Genomic DNA, 17,364 nt, shown 5'->3' with positions numbered 1-17,364 from the left:
TTTCTTCAAAATTCTCAACTCCGCTCTCGTTCCGCCGGATGTGCCTGATGGCGCGGCGCTTCCGGCATAGATTCCTGCAAAGGCTCACCCAGTCGCATCAGCTCTGGGGCACTCCGCTCAATTTCGTTGAATTGCTCCCTTGCCTTTCGTTCAACGCCCGCCATCACAGACGCGAACGTGCCTCCTAGAGCGTTTGCGCGAGCGCGACCAAGCAGATCAGGGGTCGCCTCTGCGCGTAGCAGCCGCACCGTCTCGGTTCTATAGATGGCACAAAGCAGCTTTGAGGCGCGCGACAGAGCTCCCTCACGCCACTTCGCCAAAACCAGCGGCGACGTGATGTCCGGATGTGCCGCATCGACGATCCTCCGGACCGCTTGCAGCAGGCTGCCGCGCACCGCATCCAAGGGTTGACCGTAGGTAAACGGGCGATCCGCATCAGGGTCGCCGTCTCTCAGGTCGAAGAAGCGTCCGTAGTGGAGCTTCGAGTCTTGCAGGCTCCGCTGCACTTCCCACGCGATATCGAAGGGGGCCGCGCGCAGCCTGTCCTCGGCGTACTGCCGCTCGCTTTCAACACTGCCGTAATCCGGATTTGCCTGCCCGAGGAGGTCCAGGATCTCTTGAGGGATTAGGTCTGCCCCGGCGTCCAGCACGCTTTGCGCGATGGCCCGGAAGGAATCTGCAGCCACTTCACCTGTGTTGCTGTAGTGCCGGGCTAGCGCATATGCGGTTTCCTTCAGCATGGTTGCCTGAAGCGAGCGACGTACCTGCGTCCCTCCCGCCGCTGCAGCGGTCAGATCACGCGAGACGCGGTGAGCTTCTGCGATAAGGGTTGCCAGAGTCTGGCGGCTTGGTTCGCCAACCCTGGCTTGTCGGCCCCCGCCTCCCTCGACCACCGCCGAAACAAGGCGCACCAGCACCCCAGCTGCGTGGCGATCGGCGATGACCTGGCTGTTCTCCGAAGCATGACGTACGCCAATGGGCGCTGCTACGACCGCTTGTGCCACTGCCGGCGACAGATTCGTTGCTTGTCCTGCCTCCCTCTGCGCGGGCGCTGTCTGGTGCGCTCGGCGGAGCGATTGAGACCGTTCCTGGCCAATGGGCTGACGTGGGGAGCCTCCGTCACGCACGATGCCTTCCATTCCCGGAATTCGGAAGCCGCCGAATCGAGGCGTTGCGGCTGAGTTAGCAATCGGGGCATGATCGATGGCGGCGTGCGAGCCTTGCGTAGCCGATCGTGTAACTTGACGTGGGTCCGAAGAATGCTGGCCTGCCGCCGCTGCCGCGGTAATGCGCGGGGGGACGCTATTCTGGTCTGCCGTAGCCTCCCTGTGGGCCGCATCAACGCGCGCCGCAGCGGTTCGTCGATCGAGCGCCGCCGGCGGATCAGGGATTCTTTCGTCCGATTGGAAGTCGGCCGGATCCAGCTGCGCCAACGTCAACTGACTCTGCAACTGATCCACGCCTTCCGGCACCGGAACGACTGGAGGCTTCGCACGGTATCGTCCGCGACGTGCTTGTTCAAGAAGGCCGGCGCTAGGCATGGATTTTCTCCTGGGGCAATTGCCGCTCACCCTCTACAAAGATCAACGGCACGCGCGTGGCAGGCCACTCAGGCGTGGCGGGAAGGTACAGAACATCGTCCTGCAGCTGCACTTGAAGTCTCTGATACCAGTCGACCATTTCCTCGACCTCGATCACCTGGCGTCGGTCCCAATCCAGTACGGAGTCAGCGGCGCGCGCTATGGCCAGCATCCGATGCAAGGAAGCGACGTCGCGCCCCAGCAACGGCCAGTTCACCGCCAATCCAACCAGGCTCTCAGGCTGCACAGTAAAAGTGGCGCCAGACACGAGGCCTCGATACTCGGGGAAAAGCGCCTGCCAGACGCGTTCTGCCTGTAGGGCGATAAGAGGGCCCAACACATTGCTTTCCAACGCGTCGTCGCACGCGACCACGCTACGTCGATCCTGACCATCCTCTTGGATCGTGAACGTCAGGCCGGCATCAGACGCAAGGCGCCTCAGCAGACGACCACCACAGACGAATCGATTGTCCATCCTCTACATGCTCCCCAACCGCTCTCGGGGTAAGTGGTACTGGGCTTCCGCGATGTACGCGACCGGTTCGTCCTCGCCTTCAGCCTCCGCCGCCCGGGCGGCGAGATCGGCCTCTTGCTGCTCCACGGCTCGCCAATAACGGTGTATGCCCGCGCTGGCAGAAGAAGCGTCCTGGGAGATCCGCGTAGCCCATTGCTTGGGAGAAAATTGGTCTAGCGGAGGCCCGAGCCAATCCAAGACGGTTTCGAAGGGCAAGGGTCCAACAGGCTCTGTGAAGTAGGCGATAGCAGCTGTCTTCGCTTCCGGAGTAGCTGCACGGAGAACGTCGTCAATCGCCCCCATGAGCATCGAAGCAGCAAGCTTTCGGAAGCCTCCCTTACCGAACCGATCTTCCTCAGCCGCGGTGAGCTCGAGGATCGGGCCGTCCATGTTGTAGAACTTCGCGCGCGCTTCCGAGGGTGCCTGCAGCTCGGCCGCCGGTGAAGCCTCCAGGCTGAAATGAGTTCCGAATATCTCCTCGGCAACCGCAAACAGGTCAAGCTGCCGCGGATCGAGTGGCATGGCCTTTTTTCGATTCATGCGGTCACCTGCACCAACTTCGCGATGTTCTGACGGCGCATCCGAAGCGCTTCCGACGTGATTCCCAGCCTGGCAATCAGTTCGATGTCGGTCTCATCAGTGCAGAAGAAGTCCCGAAAGTCTTGGCGCTCCTCAGGTGTCCAATTCACCGAGCCCTTGACGACGCGCGCAAGGAGGCTGGCGGATGTGGTGGGCGAGGACGATCCGGGCATGTGGGAAACGGACATATCGATTCCAAGATTCAGAGAGATGGATTTGGGTAGCCGACTGCTACGCGGCGGCTCGCCGGTTGTCAGCGAGAAACTTCACGACGTGTTTGATGAGTTGCTTTTGCTGGTCGATCACCGCGCCGGCGGGGATCTGACCCTTGGCAACCAGTGAGAACAAGAGCTCCCATTGCGCGGTGACCGCGATGCTGGTGAGATGCGGCGGCAGCAGGCCCAGCGTCTGACGGCCAATGTCGGAGATATGGACGGTGCGCTTTTTTCCCGACCCGGCCTCGATAAGCAGCCCCATAGTCAAAACTTCAGTGATGGCGCTCGCCCGAGTTCGGGACGTGCCAATTCCCTCCGTTTGAGTGAGAACCTTGCGGACTTCTTCGGCCTGCTCGCGTGAGGGGTAATCCTCATCCCGCACATACCGATGCGCATGCAGCATTGCCTCGGCGAGGGTGGACTGGTCGAATGCGCTGGGAGGGTCGACTCTTTTGACGTCAATTCGCGCGCCAACCGCTTGGACCTGCCCCCCTTCGCGGAATCGGGCCAGATCCACAGCGTCGCCATTTCCCTCTGCATCGTCGACGGACTGGTCGGAAATCGCACGCCATCCCGCTCTGGTTGGTCTGCGCGCGAGCGCCCGAAAGACGTCCTGGCCGAACTGCACCGTCAGCACCGTCGACAGATACGTGTAGGGTCCCAAAAACTGAGCCACGTACCGGTTGACGATCATCCCGTACAAAGCAGCTTCCGAGTCGTTCAGCCCAACAGGTTCGGCGCCAGAGGGGGTAATCGCGAAATGTTCGTCCACTTTGCCGTCATTGAAGGCACGAGACTTGAAAGCTGGGTTCACGAGCTCGAGCGCCTTTTCCAAGCCGGGCACAGCGCCGGTGGCAAAGCGCAGTGCGTGGAGAATCTCCGGTGCACGCTCATGCATGTTTTCCGGCAAATATTGGCAATCTGTGCCGACGTAAGTGATGAGCTTATGTTTCTCGTAGAGCCTTTGGGCGAGTTCTTGAACCTCACTCACCGACAGGCCAAGCTTTTTCGAAGCATCGACCAGGAGCGTTCCCATTGAGTAAGGAAGGGGTGCGGGCTCGGCCTTTTCCTCAACGGAAGCATTTGTGATTACCCCCGGCTGCCCCCGGGCCACGTCCGCCACGATGCGGTCTGCCAACACCTTGTCGACCAGCTGCCCTTTGGCATTGAAACCAGGCGTCCCCTCCGAACCAAGACGTTTGAACCACCGCAATTGCGTGCGATCCGCCAATTGCGCTATAGGCACATAGGCGTCATACGGAACGAAAGCCGCAATTCGACGGTCTTGGTGGTCCACAAGCACCGCAATGGCGATCTTGACGCGGCCCAGACCGATGGGCGGCGCGCCGCGCTCACGACGGATGAGGGACTGAACCGCCATGGAGACATTCATGCCCAAGAGGTAGTCGCACTCCTCCCGTGCAACAGCCGCGGCGCGAAGATTCACCCAGAGGTCCGATCCATTCGCCTCGAGCGTCTGAACGGTTTCCAGCATGGCCTTGTCATCGGGATTGACGATCCGGACGCGCTTGAACTTCGGATCGGCGGGATCCTGTTTCAACCGGCGCATAACGATTTCGTCAAAGATAAGTTGCCCTTCGCGGTCAGTGTCGCAGGCATTGATTACCTGCTTAGCCTTGCGCAACAACTGCTCAACGACCTTCAGGCGGACAGATTCGACCGGTTGGCCGCCGCGCGTGACGGGTTTCTTGTCACGCCCTAGCTCTGGCTTCGCCTCGTACAGAAGCTCTGGAGGGAAAAACGGAAGAAAGCCGAAGAAGTCCCACCGACCAAGCTCCTTGCTCTGCTCGACATAGCGCTGGTAGCTGTCGTAGCCCCGCGGCGGAACCAACGAGAGCATATGGCCGAACACGCTCGTGACTGCAATGGACTTCCCCTTCCAGTTCAGCAGGACGAAACCGTCCGCTCTGCAGGAAGAAGAATTGACGCACTGCGCCCCCAAAGCCCGCAACGCCTTCTCAATCACCGCTTGGTTGCTTGGCTTCTCTGCAATCCATAGCTCGTCCAGCTTCGTGTGGTCCGTCGCCATCTCGCCGCCTTTTTAATATGAACTGTAATTACCTTTCATATTGTAGTAGGGACGAATCCTGGGGACTGACGCGATGACCGGAAATTTGCCCTTTCCCCGGTCACCGCTGCCGCTCTGGGCTACATGGCCGGCGCCTCCGCGGCCCGCGGGGGATGAGTGTCAAGTCCAAGACCGCGCTGCACACCCTCGCCCACTTCCGCTTGTTCGACCGTGTCATCGGACTCCGCTTCGCCGGAGTCAAAGGAGTCGCCCACCAACGCCCTATTCCGCTCCCGGCGAGCGGCTTGGGCGTCCAGAAGCCGCTGGCGTTCCGGTGCCAGGCGTTCTGCCACCTCCTGGAAGAACACCGTTTCTGATTGCCGAGCCAGATTTGCCAACAGGAGGTCCTGAGGGCGGACGTAGAGTTGCAGGCCGACTGCTCGGATAACCAAGCTGATGAAGCGAGTACTCGCTGCGCGGTCTGCAGGCAAAGCGAACATTACCGTCGTCTCCTCCTGATCCCGCGGCGTACGGGCTGCCTGGGCGGTCAGAGCAAGAGGATACGGCTCGTCCGGGTTGTCCGCCTCCCAATCGCGGCGATCCGCATCCATCGCCGACTTCAGCATTCGAACGAACCGAGCCTTCTCTCGCTTTTCGACTCCGAACGCGACTGCACCCTTACCGTCGTGGGCGTATGGTGCAATCCCGAATAGGTCGATTAAGCTCTGGCGCCGCTCTCCTTCGAACATCGCCGCCTTGAAGGACATCGGCACCTGCAACGTGCGGCCGGCCTGGCGATCGTTGGCAGGCAGCTGATTGGCCCAGTCAAGTGTCCGGTGCACGAAATCGGTGATCATCAATGGGTTATGCAGCCGGATGGGAATTCGGTGCATGTTGATGTCCTGACGCCCGAAGGCGGTCGCGCGCACTTGGATGGCGCGGTGCCGCTGCCCCGTTTCGTCGGTGTAGGTTATGGCCATGCCGGCCTTCGTAGCTTCGGCCCACTCTGCGGCCTGGAAGAGATTGCCAGTTAAGAGCTTACGGCGTAAGGTAACGGGGCCAGGTGTGTGGTCGCCAAATCTGCGTTCCAACCGAACAGCATCTCCTCGCGCGTCGAAGTCGAACAGGTGAATCCTGCCCACCTCTACCTCAGGAAAATCAGGTGCCACGCCAGCCCGTTTGAACAGCGATGCCGCCGTCAGCACGGTCGGCTTCTCATCCCCTGGTTGGACGAGATGGTATTTCCATTTCGAAAACACAGCGGCGTCCTCCGGCGCCGGGATTTCAACCTTCGCGACAGTCATCGTGTTGCCCACGCTCCAGAAGGTTTGACTGTTGGAGCCGGCGATCTCTCGCAAGGTAAGCTCCGTTCCAGGGACCAGCGAAGCCATGACCGATCGTAGAAACAGCAATCGCCAATGAGCTTCCTTCACCCCGTTGTGATCTGGCAGGGCCAAGGCCTCCTCGACTGACGAACAATCCATGCGCTGCAGCGCGATGATGCGCTTCCCCTCCAGAATCCGTCCGGCGCTCTCCACGATTGACGAGAGGGACACCTTTTGGAGGCGATCATCCGACGGCATGTAGGCACGCTTGAACATCTCCGCCCAGGTCGGGCCTGTGGTGGGATCGCGGCGCGCGATCACGTGCAGCGTTGGGCCGCCACTCCCGTCGAACCGTAACCGTAGCTCTCCGCCACTGTCGCCTTTCGACTGCCACATGGGGATGTACGGCGCCCTGCGCGGGACGTAGGCCACAAACCGGTCGTAGACATTTTGGCCACCGCGACGAATCCGAATCGGGACCCAAGCGCCGGCTAGCACTGTGCGCCAGTCATCGGCATCTGCCTGCACATTCTGAGGGTCAGCCCCGCCAACATCACCTTCGTTCGCCGCGGCGGCGGCCGCCTGCTGGAGTTGCTGGAGAACGTCGCGCGCCTGCCTGGCCCTTCGAACGTCAATTGCTTCAAGGTCCTCACGGCTATAGTCTGCGACGGCCAACACGCGACCATTCACAGTCGGGGAAACCGGTTCGTACCTTGCCTTTTGCTCCGCCACCAGCGCGGCGTTCGATTCGGCGATGATCTCCTTCAATGCCGTCCAACCTATCGGCTGATAATCCTTAACATACTCAACCGTCCTCAGGAAAACAGGACCATCGAAGGCCGAGAAGAGTTCCTGTGGAATCTCACCTGAAGGCCCCCATGCACGCTCTTCTTCGATCGTGCGGGCGCGCCAATCGCGGTTTCGCAAACTAGCACTTCCCTCTCCCGAGAGTTCCCTGCGAATCACAGCATCGTCGTAGGCAGCAAAGAGATCGTCGTAGACCTTATCTTGGTCGTCGGGATGCAATAAGGCAATCCGCTGGGTGACAAGATTGGCCAAGCCAGTGCGGTCCTTAACTCTGGCGACTTCGATGCTCAGGCGGCTCATCACGCCCGGGTTCTCAAGAAGGTACTCTTCGCACACTTCGTCACCGACGCTATTCAGCATGTCGGGGACTTCACCGATGAGTGCAGCGTTCTCGCGACTGGAGCGCACGTTTACAGATAGCCCTGCAAGCTTACGGTTCTGCATCATCAGGTTTCGCAATTCACCTCGCAGGCCGGTGGTCATGATGCTAAGCATCGGCCCGACGACCTGGTCGAAGCGATTCACCCGACCGTAGAGCTGTAGGCGCACCGTAGGGTCTTCTTGAATTTGATACTCGATGAGCTCCCTGCGATCCTGATTCGCAAAGCGCGGAGACGCGTGCATTGATAGCCCTGTGGCGCCAGCACGGTTGAGCAAAGCCACGTCAATGCGACCGTCATTAAACGCTCGCACCGTCGCCATAACATCGGTCTTCTTCTTCGCCCGCTTCACCACCCTCCAGGGTCCGGCAAATCCACGATACGGATTTCCCTGCTCATCCAGGCCCTGCGGGCGCTGGAGGGCAAACTGTCGTCCTGAGATTTCGCCAACCCGGAACCCTGCTTCTTCCAATCGGACGCGGATGTAATCAGCCGGGCTGATTGGCAAGTCAGGCAAAGCCTCAATCCGCGCCAAGATGGCTTCTACGCCGCGGCGATAGGCTTCCATCTGACCATCGCTCACGCCAGGTACTGCCGCAATCGAAACGAGCGTGCTATCCCCTGTTCCGCCAACTTCGGGATCATTTCCCTCTTGCACCTTTACGCCCCCGAGCCTCCTCAGGAACATATGCATCAGGTCCTTCAGCATCGGCATGCGAACATCCGGAACGACGGAGGCGCGCCGTTGCGCACTCACTAAGTCCGCCAAATCACGGACGTTGTCATCACCGTCCTGGGCGGCGATCGACGCTTCGATTCGCTCCCGCTCTTCATCGATAAACCGGCGAACCAACGCTTCGCCGGTATCATCAAACACAATAACCGGCCGGCGTCCCGCGCGGATCGACTCAATCGCGCGATCCACGGTTGCATCCGCAAGCAATGCTCCGAGAGTACGACGCATCGCCTGATAGAGAATGCCGCCTGTCGAGAAGCTATTCTGAAAAAAGCTCCCTTTGGAGATGGGGCGCCCAATCTGCTCAGCTAGTTCGCGACGCTCCGCTTTCGCTGAAGCAACGCCATCTGTGTCGCCAAGGCTCTCCAGCTCAGCGATCCTCCGGTCCAGCTGCTCCATGTTCATCTTGGCTTGTTCGACCCAAGCATTTCGTCCCTCTTGGGCGGCTCGCAAGGCGCCGCGGGTCGCGCTGTTAGCACGGTGCAATAGCTGATCGACTTCACCGCTCAGCAGCGACATCATCCCCAGTGCTTCTGACACTTGAGTCAGTAGCGCCCGATTGCGGTCATAGTGCGGATCATCGACCAGGACGTTCGCCTCGAGCTTGGAAAGATCATGCTCACGGCGGTAGAACGCGCCGTCACGCGCGAGCATTGAAGAGAACACTTCAGCGAACTCCTCGCCTCCACGCTTCATTGCGGCCGTCACCTGACCAATGTTGATCGACTCAGGGAATGCCCGCACGTAAATATGGAGGTTCCGCACAGTCTTCGCCCACGTGGCGGAAGCGTAGACCACGCCCCAGCTTCGTTCACTCAGCATGCGGACGTAATCCGCCGTGTTGCTGTCGCTGCCAGCCGCGATATGGGCCTCATCCAAAATGACCAGTGCATTTGGGCATTGCTTGAGCAGCCATGCCGCCTTTGCACTATCCTCTCTACTGATCTGCGAATACGTGAGCATGACGAGATTCACGTCCAGATCCGCGAAGGAAAGATCTTGTTCCAAGACCTCGCTCATTCTGTCGGCCGGCGTAGCGCTCACAAGCACTTCGTTGTCGGCCATGATGTCCAGAACATGGCCATCCGAATTGAGGGGCATCGCGCGAAAGCGAGCCCACTCGTCGATGTCGATCAGATCGCGCGCCAAGTCGGAGAAGAGATTCGCCCGATCAGTCACGAAGATGACGGGCCGCTGCTGCTTGTTCGCCCACACTGCGGAGGCTGCGATTTGCCGGCCTTTCCCAATTCCAGTGTCGTCTCCGACGATGATTCCCCGGCCCTTCTGCAGCCGGCTGATAATCATGCCGACCCCGTCGACCTGCTCTGCGGAAAAGCGGTCTGCGAGGGTCTCCATTCCCATGCCGAGTTCATAGGCCACATACTCGTCGACCGAGCCCTGCTCTTCCTCCACCCGCGCTAATGCGTAGTTCAGGGACGCCTGCAAGTTCTTTGGAACCATCGTGCGTGCCTCCCCTACGCGCGAGAATGCGACATACGGACGCTGCAGCTCATTCTCGAGTGTGCGATCGCTGATCCGAACCACATCGTCCGACGACGGGCGTTGCCCGCGAGAAACAAGCAGCTCGTCCACAACGGTCTTCAGCTCGTCCCAGCTGTAACACGCCTTCGCCGCCGGTAATGGACCGGCCAGCTGGCCTGGCACGAGCGGCGCAGCAACAATTAAGCGCGCTCCACACTCGACACCGGATGAACGAGTCAATGCCGGAGGCACATCCAGTATGGCCTCCACATGCGCCTTGCTGCGCAACCCTTCCAGGACCTCGCGCTGCTCAGGCGTCAATGTACCGAGACGAGCTCCATCAGCGTGCGGGATAACGAGCGCGGCTCCCCCGCCAGGTCGAACTCGGGCAAGGTCGTCGAGCATTTCACGCAGTTCCTGATCGACGTTCCGATCATTACTGCTTGGACCCCAAGCTGCTTGCAAGACCATGAAGTCGAGCTGCTGGTCATCCTCATCATCCAGCCGCAAGTCATGCAGCGTTGCCGGCAGAGCCCGTTCGATCACTCCGGCAGGAGCAATCACAGAAACGTCAGAAGGGAGCATGAGGGCGCCGGCACCGATGAAGTCGCCGGTGATGAGGATGCGGCGCTCACTTCGGTCGCCTTCCTGCGAAGTGACGGAGACATCTTGGTGCAGACCGAGAGCTTGGTTAATTGCTAGAGACAGCGGCAATGGCAGCCAAGACTCATCCCCCTCTCGAGGCTGAGTGGCCATGAACTCAGTCAGTCGAATGGCGTCGCCCCACGCCTCGACGGGTGTCGCGTAGCGCTCCTGCAGGTATCGGAACTTCGCTTCCTCCAGCGCTCGGCGGACAATGGCGGCAGAAGGAGCGGCCCCCTGCCCGTTCCGAGGTAGCACGGCGCCGATGAAGCGATCTAGATCGCCCTCGCGCTGAACTTCACCCAATTCGATGCTGCGGATAAACCCGTAGGCGCAGTCAATGAGCGCTTCCTCGTCGGTGGCCCGCAGGAACATCGGCGAATTGCCACGGCCTGACTCACTTTCGTACAGAAGGCTTTCGTTCTCAGTTGCGAGAAAGCGACCCGATCGGCTTTCGAAAACTCGCAGGCCGCCGCTGTTACGCCCGAGGTAGTCCGACTCCTGGAGCGTCTGCCGAATTTCCCGAAGGCGCTCCTCTTCCGCCGCGGCCACCGCCGGCGCCGCAGCTTGCTCGGTTGGGCGCCGCAGCTGGATCACTACCGCAGAAACCGGCATGTCGCGACCGATCGCGTTGGGCCAAATCCGTTGAAAGACAGCCGCCGACGTTGTCGAGCCGGACGGAAACGGCATCATCAACAACGCGCCGCTACGACTGGAAGTGAATCCCAACTCATCGATACCCCTGCGAAAAGCCCGACTTTGCGGCGAGACCCCTTCCAGAACCAGGTGACGACGCCCCTGATGATCCACTAGAAGTCGCAACCGTGCTCCTGCTGGGTCCCTTAGGTCAATCCATTGCATTCCCGCTCGCTCCCTCTCATCTTCCGCAACTGCTGCCTTAACCAAAAAATTCGGGGCGGGACTACCTGCCCGCCCCCAAACCGCGTGGTATCACCTCCGGCCAATGGCTAGCCTCGCTGGCCCTCGTAATTCGAACGCCCGCGCGATACGGTTCGTTGATCAGGTTCCGTCGCATGGTCTGGGGCATCAACGTAGTCAGGAAGATCATCGGCCGAGATCGGGGCCGTGTTGGCATCGTGATGCGACTCTGCTTGGCTTCGACGGTTGAATGAGTACTGCATCGCACGCAGCGCCATGGACATCCACTCCCGCGCAGCTGAGAAATCGCGGTGATTTGTCGGTTTTCCGGTGGTTGAATTGATGATGAACGGAGTTTCCGGCCCCTTCTCCATCGGGTTTCCTTGACTGTCCACGCCCCAGTTCGGCTGTTGAATCTTGTAGTCATTCGCGAACACTGGAACAGCGAGCTCCGCCTTCTGACGAACGTACTTCTGGCCAGAGGCCCGGTCCGTGCCGGTGGAGCCCTCTTTGAAAACGTACGCCATGATGCGGATTTGGTCATCCGGGCGGCAGGCGAGAAGTTTCGCTACGAGATGTCCGGCTGCGTAGCTATAGCCGTCAGGGCCGCCCGTCACGAACTGCAGGGCCGTGCCGCGTTCTTCGCCTTCATCCTCGAAAAACAGCGTGCAAGTCTCGATCTCGCCGTTCGGGATGGATTTTGTGCGGACGCTCACATGCCGGATGCGGCCGCCAATACCAGGTACTTCCGAGAACTCGCTGTAGTCGCGATTCGGAAGAGACATACCCAGCGGGGCCTTCCCGTTCGTACCGAAGGTCAGCTGAACGTAGTCCGTGGGCCGGTTACTGGCGGTGCTGGTGATAATTGCCATTTGTTCTCTCCTGAAGTTTCTGTTGCTGGTTACGCGACGTCGCGCTCGGTCGAGCGATAAATTGGCACTGAAGGTTCCGAGCCCTCTGAAGGCTCTGTTGATGCTTCATTGAAAGTGGCCGCACTCTCATTGCGAAACCAGTCCATGTTCCCCACCCAGGCTCCGACGCGGTCTGCAACGCCTGTGGCGCTGCGCCAGACGGGGCGTTCAGTGATGACGAGGCTGGGATCAATGTCGCGATCGGCCAAAGCCTGATGGACCTTGGCGGGGTCGAGCTTGCGCCGGAGCACCGTGTTGATGTCTACGCCGGCTGCCTCAAGTGCACGTGCCACCGCATCGGGATCGAACTCGTTCTTAGCCTTGGCGTTTCCCCCGTGGCGGCAGGCCTCGATGACCTCGGCCGGTAGGCATTCCGCCAGGCGATCTTCGTCAATCACGGGAGTGGCTGAACAACTCATTACCTCCGGAAAGCTCAGCTTTTCAGCACCCATGCGCTTGTTGTTCAGATCAAGCAAGCCGTTCAACGATTGTTTGACCGCCTCCGCTTCGTCGTTGACCTTCTTAGCCACTCCGCTCAACATGGCCAGTCGCTGAACGAGCGGAAGTGCCGCGGCCCGCAGATCGTCGGTGAGCGTTCGCTGCTCTTTGACCACATAGCGCGGAATGCGGCCTTGCAATACCTCGCCCCAGTAATGCTCCCCTGTTTCACGAATCGCCTCACAAAGTTCGCGATCCACAGGCAATGCATTCAGATGCAATTTGCAGTTCTGGCAGTCGAACTGCACCAAGAGCAGGCCGTCGACTTCGATGCCCTGTTCTTCACAAAGGATCGCCCCCTGGTTCATCTGCGCGGCGTATTGGAACGAGATGTCGTCGGAAGCGTCGACGGAGGTCGGCGCCTTATAGTCGGCCACGTATCTTCCGAACAGTTGGTGTCGATGGCCATCGACAACCAGGGGGAAAGGATGGCGGAATCGACAAAGCTCGTCCGGGGAGTAGCGCATCCATTTCATACTGCCCACTGCGTTCTTCAAGCGGTCGAACTCGAACGGAAGTCGTTCTGCGTTGCACTGCGCGTAGAACATCTGCCGTATGACTGGCTCCATGACGGTGCCGCGATAGGTGCTCTCGTTGCCCTCGTCGGGGAGCTTTTTGAGCAGCTTGCCGAGCGCCCATTCATGCGCCGAGAACTCGAAGTCCGCGCGGATGTTCCAGCGGTTCCGAACTAGGCCGCCAATCTCGCTCCCACCGATACCGGATGCGCGTCGCATGTGCCACACGGCTTCTTTGGGGCGCACATTGGCCATGTAATCAATCCATTCCGCCGCCTCTCGAGTATCGATCGCCGCGCGTTGCGGCAATGTATCGCAAAGAGCCCAAAGCTCGCGTGACAGTGCAGCGGTGGCGTCAATTCTTTCGAAACTGGTAGGCATGGGTTGAGTAGTACCGTTGGAAACGAACAACCGCCGGTTAGGCTAATATTTGTAATGAATTCTAGTGCCAATTCATCTTTACTACCGGCCCGGTCATTGGTTGATATGAGGCCCATTCGGCGAAGGAGCCCAACTTGTTCATAGACACGAGCACGCAGGTAGCTGGCGCTCTTCTTCCCGCGACGGACTCCGTTTCACCGGAGTCTGCGAATTCAACGTCCTCGGCGGACGGCGTGGACGCACTTAAATGAGCGCCGCAGCACTACTGCAGCAAGAAGCTTCTCTCCGGGCGAGGATTGCGAGTTTGGAGTCGGAGGTATCGCGTCTGCGTAGGACGATTGAGCGGGCCGGTCTCTCGGCCGACGCGCCGCCTCAGCAGATTTCGGAAATGATGCCCAAACGAGACCACATCGCCATCCTCCAAGATCACAAGCGAACGATTCGGAAGCTCACCGATGAGCTAGCGCGCGAGCGGGCATCGAACCAGAGACATGATCAGGTAGAGTTGGTCGCGAACACCCACGAGGACGATTCAGAAGGCGTCCTCGAAGACACGGATTCGACGAGCCAACAGCCCAATCGGAGCACGGCATGAGAGCAACTGCAGACGGGTACATCCCGAAGAGCTTCAGAGAACTGAATCGCCCCAATGAGGATGGCGTTGAACATATGTAGCTCCTTATCGGATGGGAAATCGGATTAGCGGGGCAAGACTGCGAGCGCAGTTGTGCACGCTGCACGACACATGACATCTATCAATTTAGATATTGACATATCCCGATATGCGGCTATGATAGCCATGTCAACCGTTCGGCGTGTTTTGAGTTCGATTCATCGCCAAAATTTTGCCCAGCAACATCGAGATTTCTAAATATTTAGGAGTATTGAAATGAATAGAGAAATACTGTTTGAAAGCACGCAGCTGGGGCCTTACACCCTGAAAAACCGGATCGTGCTCCCGCCGTTGACCCGCTCGCGCAGTTCCCAGCCGGGCAACATTCCGAACGACCTGATGGCCGACTACTACCGTCAGCGGGCCGGGGCGGGCTTCATGGTCACCGAAGGCACGCAGATCGAGCCGCGTGGCCAGGGGTATGCCTGGACGCCCGGTATGCACAGCCCGGAACAGGTTGAAGGCTGGCGCAAGATCACGGCAGCGGTGCATGCCGAAGGCAGCATCATCTTTGCGCAGCTCTGGCATGTGGGGCGGGTTTCGCATAACTCGCTGCAACCCGGCGGTGCGGCACCCGTCGCACCATCGGCAATCGCTGCCGACAACGTCAAGGTGTTCGTCGAAACCGGCCCGGGCCAGGGCGCACTTACGGAGCCGTCGGTGCCGCGTGCGCTGACAACTGCCGAAGTGAAAGAGTTGGTACAGCTCTACGCCCAGGCGGCCCGCAATGCACTCGATGCGGGCTTCGATGGTGTCGAACTCCACTGCGCCAACGGCTACCTCGTCAACCAGTTCATTTCCTCGCACACCAATCGGCGCACCGATGAATACGGTGGCCCCCTGCAAAATCGTCTGCGCTTCCTGCACGAGGTGGTACAGGCGGTTGCTGATGTGGTCGGCAAGGAACGGCTCGGGGTGCGATTTGCCCCGCTGTTCGCCAGCACCGAAGAAGACCGCGTCTATCTGGGGCTGGTGGAGGAAGATCCCCATGAAACCTATATCGAGGCCATCAAGGTTCTCGAACAGGTCGGGATTGCCTATGTCTCGCTTGCCGAGGCCGATTGGGACAACGCGCCAGAGCTGCCCGAGACCTTTCGAAATGATGTGCGCAGCAACTTCAGCGGCAAGATCCTTTATGCCGGTAAATACAACGTGGAGCGCGGTGTGCGCGTGGTCAAGGCGGGCTGGGGCGATCTGATCGCGTTCGGCCGTCCCTTCATCGCCAACCCGGATCTGCCTGAGCGCATCGCCCATGGCTGGCCGCTCAACGCAGTAGATCCAGCGACGATGTATGGCGGCACTGACAAGGGATACACCGACTACCCCTCTTACCGGCCATAAGGCAGTACTGGCCGCGTTCGCAGCTTCGGACGCGCCAGTGGCGCTGCGCGCGTGCGATGGAAACCTTGAGACCCAGAGGAGCCTGACAATGTATCAGCCAAGTACAACCCCTTATCAGCAGCACCAAGGGTTCGGTCGAACCTTCAAGGCCGGCCACCTGAGCCTGGGGCTGTTTTTCCCCATCGAGGCCTTCCAGGGCGATACGCCGACGATGTCCAACCAGGTCGAGTTGGCCCGTCGTGCGGAAGCGCTGGGCTTCTCCGCGCTCTGGTTCCGGGACGTACCGTTGCGCGACCCCAGCTTCGGCGATGTGGGCCAGGTTTTTGATCCCTGGGTCTATCTGGGCTTCATCGCAGCACATACGTCGACGATTGCACTGGGGACTGCGTCGATAGCGATCCCGCTGCGCAGCCCGCTGCACACGGCCAAGGCGGCTGCGAGCGTGGACCAGTTGAGCGGCGGCCGCTTCCTGATGGGTGTCGCCTCGGGCGACAGACCTGTGGAGTTCCCTGCATTTGATGTTGACCCGGATCAGCGGGGCGATATTTTCCGGGAACATCTGGAAGTAATCCGCAAGGCTCAGCGCACCAGCTTCGAGCCGCTGCAATGGAGTCGCGGTCGATTGGAGAGCGCGGACCTGATTCCGAAGCCGACTACGAACGAGATTCCATTTTTCGTGACGGGCAACAGTCGCCAGTCCATGGAGTGGATCGCGCGGGAGAGTTCCGGGTGGATCACCTATCCACGGGCACCGCAGTTGCAGAAGACGATGGTGGCAAACTGGCGAGAGGTGGTCAAAGCCCACTCTGGGGACACCTACAAACCTTTCCTCCAGTCGCTTTACATCGACCTGGATGTGCGTCCGGACGCACCGCCAGAGCCAATCCATCTGGGCTACCGGCTGGGGCGAAATCATCTGCTGGCGCTATTGGAGTCGCTTGAGTCGATTGGCGTCGATCATGTAATTCTCAATCTCAAGTATGGTCGCCGTCCGGCAGCAGAAGTCATGGATGAACTCGGCTCTTACATCGCGCCCCGGTTTGGTGCGCACGCGCCATGAGGCCGCAAGAGATCAACTCGTTATGGGTAGACTGACGCACGTTCTGTGATGCACTAAACGGTTACAGAGACTAGCGAGCAGCGAACAGGTGGATGGCATTGCTGATGCCTGACATCACTCTGAACTTTGCGGTAGTGGCTCTCACTACATCCGTGCGCTGCTATTAGTAATTGAGATATTATAATATCGAGAAAAGTAGTTTTGAGGTTGCCATGAGCATTGATATCCACGAGGCACTGAAGGCTTTGGACAACCCCGCCCGGTTCGCGATCTTGGCCAAGCTCAAAGACCCACGCAAACACTATCCAGAGCAAGAGGTCGATCCCGAAAAGGTCGGGGTCTGCGTGAGCATCATCCAGGAGAGTGCGGGACTGTCACAGTCAACAATTTCACAGTACTTGACGGTCTTGCAGCGGGCCAAGCTGGTCACGTCCCAGCGCATCGGACCTTGGACCTATTACAAGCGTCACGAAGGGAACATTGCGGAATTGCTCAAGAACTTGCAGAAGCTGATCTGAGTTCAGTGGCAGTGCCGCTCTCTGTGGGACGGGTCGCGTTGGTGCACTGCACACGGTGCGACTGACGTCCTTCATGTAGGGCAATGCATTGTCAAGGTAGTGCCACCCACCACGACCGCCAATAGACCACCGCTTGCCGTGGTCATGCCCCAGCGTGAGCTCAGCACTGCCAGCCACGCAGGCAGTCGCGCCCATCAATCCTGCCAACAACATAGCGAAGTCGGCTCTGGTGCAAATTATGGACAAAGGCACGCCAACCTGCCGGTGCGCCGGCTGAGTTCACGCAGCCAGAACAGCTG

The 17,364-nt window shown here is 59.6% G+C and carries 11 protein-coding genes; 3 read left to right on the top strand and 8 right to left on the bottom strand.

All coding sequences use genetic code 11. The features are described 5' to 3' along the window. Positions 1-14: 14 nt before the first annotated feature. The 8 genes from KVT32_RS32165 to KVT32_RS21340 form a co-directional block, all read right to left on the bottom strand. Positions 15-740 (bottom strand): hypothetical protein, encoded by a 726-nt coding sequence (locus tag KVT32_RS32165; RefSeq protein WP_227741415.1) that lies wholly within the window; start codon positions 738-740, stop codon positions 15-17. A gap of 793 nt (positions 741-1,533) precedes the next feature. Further along, positions 1,534-2,055 (bottom strand): hypothetical protein, encoded by a 522-nt coding sequence (locus KVT32_RS21370; protein WP_152385724.1) that lies wholly within the window; start codon positions 2,053-2,055, stop codon positions 1,534-1,536. 3 nt (positions 2,056-2,058) lie between these two features. Beyond that, positions 2,059-2,634, bottom strand: a complete 576-nt coding sequence (locus KVT32_RS21365; protein WP_152385723.1) for a hypothetical protein — start codon at positions 2,632-2,634, stop codon at positions 2,059-2,061. Next, entirely contained in the window at positions 2,631-2,861 is a 231-nt protein-coding gene (locus KVT32_RS21360) for a hypothetical protein (RefSeq protein WP_152385722.1), read from the bottom strand. The genes KVT32_RS21365 and KVT32_RS21360 overlap by 4 nt, the downstream gene beginning before the upstream one ends. 43 nt (positions 2,862-2,904) lie before the next feature. Next, positions 2,905-4,938 (bottom strand): DNA topoisomerase, encoded by a 2,034-nt coding sequence (locus KVT32_RS21355; RefSeq protein WP_152385721.1) that lies wholly within the window; start codon positions 4,936-4,938, stop codon positions 2,905-2,907. A gap of 119 nt (positions 4,939-5,057) precedes the next feature. After that, entirely contained in the window at positions 5,058-10,982 is a 5,925-nt protein-coding gene (locus KVT32_RS21350; RefSeq protein WP_152385795.1) for a strawberry notch-like NTP hydrolase domain-containing protein, read from the bottom strand. Between the two features lie 275 nt (positions 10,983-11,257). Further along, the gene (locus KVT32_RS21345) at positions 11,258-12,040 is read right to left on the bottom strand and encodes a hypothetical protein (RefSeq protein WP_152385720.1); all 783 of its coding nucleotides are present in this window, start codon (positions 12,038-12,040) and stop codon (positions 11,258-11,260) included. Between the two features lie 29 nt (positions 12,041-12,069). Beyond that, entirely contained in the window at positions 12,070-13,473 is a 1,404-nt protein-coding gene (locus KVT32_RS21340) for a YqaJ viral recombinase family protein (RefSeq protein WP_217618835.1), read from the bottom strand. Between the two features lie 889 nt (positions 13,474-14,362). Between KVT32_RS21340 and KVT32_RS21335 the strand changes: the two genes are divergently transcribed. The 3 genes from KVT32_RS21335 to KVT32_RS21325 all read left to right on the top strand — a co-directional run bounded on the left by KVT32_RS21335 (position 14,363) and on the right by KVT32_RS21325 (position 17,065). Next, positions 14,363-15,487 carry an alkene reductase gene (locus tag KVT32_RS21335; RefSeq protein ID WP_152385717.1) on the top strand — a complete coding sequence of 375 codons (1,125 nt, stop codon included), beginning with the start codon at positions 14,363-14,365 and terminating at the stop codon, positions 15,485-15,487. Positions 15,488-15,575: 88 nt separating this feature from the next. Beyond that, positions 15,576-16,547 carry an LLM class oxidoreductase gene (locus KVT32_RS21330; RefSeq protein ID WP_152385716.1) on the top strand — a complete coding sequence of 324 codons (972 nt, stop codon included), beginning with the start codon at positions 15,576-15,578 and terminating at the stop codon, positions 16,545-16,547. Between the two features lie 212 nt (positions 16,548-16,759). Further along, positions 16,760-17,065, top strand: coding sequence for a helix-turn-helix transcriptional regulator (locus KVT32_RS21325; protein ID WP_152385715.1), 306 nt, complete (start codon positions 16,760-16,762; stop codon positions 17,063-17,065). Positions 17,066-17,364: the final 299 nt, after the last annotated feature.

It is taken from the genome of Achromobacter sp. GbtcB20, from assembly GCF_019091095.1.
GTDB classification, from domain to species: Bacteria; Pseudomonadota; Gammaproteobacteria; order Burkholderiales; family Burkholderiaceae_B; genus Achromobacter; species Achromobacter mucicolens.
This window is presented reverse-complemented; position numbering and strand designations above follow the sequence as displayed.